Raw genomic sequence first — 3,059 nt, 5'->3', positions numbered from 1 at the left:
TTATTAGAGTACGCCAATGAGTGTCGCGAGCGACGAAAATTTAAATCCAGAAATATTAGTAGTAGACGATACACCAGTCAACTTGCGTCTATTAGTTAATATTTTGAGAAAAAATGGTTATAAAGTCCGCCCAGTCAACAATGGACATTTAGCTCTTCAGGTCGCTAAAAGTATATTACCGGATTTAATTTTGCTCGATATTCTCATGCCTTCACTCGATGGCTACCAGGTTTGCGAAAAACTCAAAGCTGACCCAGAAACCAGCGGAATTCCAGTTATTTTCATCAGTGCGCTCAATGAAGGCTTAGATAAAGCCAAAGCATTTCAAGTTGGAGGCGCGGATTACATTAGCAAACCCTTTCAAGTCGAAGAGATATTGGCACGAGTAGCTAATCAAATTAGCCAACGCTCTTTGCAAAATAAACTTCAGCAACAAGCCGAGATACTTCACCAGCAAAACCTACAACTTCAATCTGAAATTAACTCCCGTCAACTTCTGGAAGAAAAGTTACTCGCTTCCGAACACAAAATGCGAGCGGTATTTGAAGCGATGACCGATATTGTGATGACCATTAATATTCAAGAAGGTCAGCTCGGCAACATCGATATTTTACCGACAAATAGCATTACATTCTATCAAGATGACACCGATTTAGTCAGCTACATAATCGAAGAAATTTTTCACGCAGAAAATCACCCAAGTTGGTTAAGTATAATTGAACAAACATTAGAGACCAGACAGACTATCAATTTTGATTACAGTTTAAACATCTATGAAAAAGGAGTTTGGTTAGCAGTAATGATTTCTCCGTTGAACGATGATACAGTTATTTTGGTGGCGCGAGATATTAGCGATCGCAAGCTGGCAGAAGAAGCTTTGCGAATAGCACAAGAACGCTATCACAGTATCGTAGAAAATGCGATCGACGGCATCTATCAAACTACACCAGAAGGGCGCTACTTGAGTGCTAATCCCGCACTGGCAAGAATTTATGGCTATTCTTCCCCACTAGAATTGATGCAAAGCATACAAAACATTTCCCGACAGATATATGTTGACCCCAAGCGTCGCCAAGAATTTATCGTCGCGATGGAAGCACATAATGCCGTCTCCGGTTTTGAATCAATGGTATATCGCAAAGAAGGCAAGATTATTTGGATTTCTGAAACTGCTCGTGCGGTGCGAAATAGTTCGGGTAAGCTGCAATACTACGAAGGCATCGTTTCCGATATTACCGAACGCAAGCAAGTACAAGAAGCCTTAAAGTTTCAACAAGCACAGACAGAACAACTGCTACTGAGTATTTTGCCTCAACCGATCGCCCATCGCCTCAAAGCCGGTGAAAATCCGATCGCCGATCGCTTTGAAGAAGTCAGCGTACTATTTGCCGATATGGTAGGATTTACAAAATTATCTACAGAAAAAAATCCTACAGAGTTAGTAGAATTGTTAAATGAAATTTTTTCTGAGTTTGACTTATTAGCAAAAAAACACGGCTTGGAGAAGATCAAAACGATCGGCGATGCCTACATGGTAGTTGGTGGCGTACCCATACCCCGCGAAGATTCAGCTAGCGCGATCGCCCTCATGGCGCTGGATATGCAAGCTGCGATCGCCAGATTTAACGCCAATCGCACAGACAAGTTTCAACTGCGAATCGGCATCAATATTGGCCCCGTAGTCGCCGGAGTAATTGGGATGAGCAAATTTATCTACGATCTTTGGGGCGATACCGTCAATATTGCCTCCCGCATGGAATCGAATGGACTTCCCGGAATGATTCAAGTAACCGCCGCCATCTACGAACGTTTAAAAGACGAATTTGAGTTTGAGGAACGAGGAACAATTCCGATCAAAGGTAAAGGCGAAATGATCGTCTACATCCTCACCGGAAAACGCTTTGTCAAGCATATTGTTAATTAGCTTTGCCATAGTACTCATACCTTTCCCGCAGTTGTTCGAGCGTCAGATTTTGCGTCCAAAACTCCACTAGGGCATGACCGAATGCCCTAGCATCACGTTCGGGAGGGCTAAATTTTTCTAACAGCAACGGCCATAAAGATAGCAAGTCAAATTTTAGCTTGTTCCCATCGCCCGTAGCCAACAACGAAAACAGATCGTAGGCCATTTGTAGCTTACCAATCACCACAGGTAACTGTTCCACTGGAATTTGTTCTGCCAGCACATATGCCAGAGTAGGAGAACCGGTTGATAGGGTAGAAATGAACTGGAGAACCGGACTTTTAAGCAGCGAAGTTACACCTTGGGTTGTTGTCATCTGGAAAGTGTAGCGATCGATAATTTTTGCTGCCGCAACGGTGCGTGCTTCCAAGTTCCGCAAAAACCGCGCCAGACGCATTTGTTTGACGGGAGAAATAGATTCGACTAATGCCAAAGATAAAGCATCCGCACCCCAAGCCACCCGATTTGTTTTGCTATCCGCAGTCACGATCGGCAACACGAAATCGCAGTATTCAGCTAATTGCTTTTCCCGATATTGCGTCGCTTCTCGAATCGCAATTTCTTTTGCTCGATCGCCCCATTCCCAATCATAAGGCGGTTGCCACTCCCGGATCGGACGCAGGCGATCGACTTGCGTTACAATTGCGATTGCAGGCAAATTTTCGACTTCTCCTTTCACATCTTTGAGAAAGTCCACATCCATTTGCAAAGCCGGATCGAGTGCAGGCGTAACTAATAGCAACAAATCCGCATTATTGGCATATTCTAACACTTCTTCCCGCAAATCCTCCCGTTTAACTTGTTCGTAGCCGGGAGTATCCCAAAGCGTAAGAATTTCTCCACTTTCAGTTTGCCAGTGATAATTTTGAATGCGATCGGTACTCGGCAAAACATCAACTGCTGCTTTATCGGCTTGGAACAAAGTATTAATCAAGCTGCTTTTTCCCGCGCCAGTTCTACCCACCAGCAGGATATTAATTAATTTTTGTTCTACTTCTTCAACAGGTTCTGCTTTTGCTAAGATATCTCGCAGAGTTTGCGTTTTCGCCTTGGGTAAAGTTGGCGTAGAAACTGCGAATTCTGTCGGTAAATCGAT

The 3,059-nt window shown here is 43.6% G+C and carries 2 protein-coding genes; one reads left to right on the top strand and one right to left on the bottom strand.

Annotation, left to right across the window (positions count from 1 at the left end):
- Window positions 1–16 precede the first annotated feature (16 nt).
- A complete protein-coding gene (locus H6S82_RS26560; protein ID WP_190463661.1) occupies window positions 17–1,924 on the top strand; it encodes an adenylate/guanylate cyclase domain-containing protein in 1,908 nt (635 codons plus the stop codon).
- Here H6S82_RS26560 and H6S82_RS26555 read toward each other — a convergent pair.
- The coding region (locus H6S82_RS26555) for a GTPase family protein (RefSeq protein ID WP_191056982.1) at window positions 1,917–3,059 on the bottom strand (1,143 nt) is incomplete at its 5' end. The genes H6S82_RS26560 and H6S82_RS26555 overlap by 8 nt on opposite strands.

It is taken from the genome of Planktothrix sp. FACHB-1355 (genome assembly GCF_014748295.1).
Taxonomy (GTDB): domain Bacteria; phylum Cyanobacteriota; class Cyanobacteriia; order Cyanobacteriales; family Aerosakkonemataceae; genus Aerosakkonema; species Aerosakkonema funiforme_A.
Note: the sequence above shows the minus strand (reverse complement) of the source record. Positions and strands in the feature narration are given on the sequence as shown.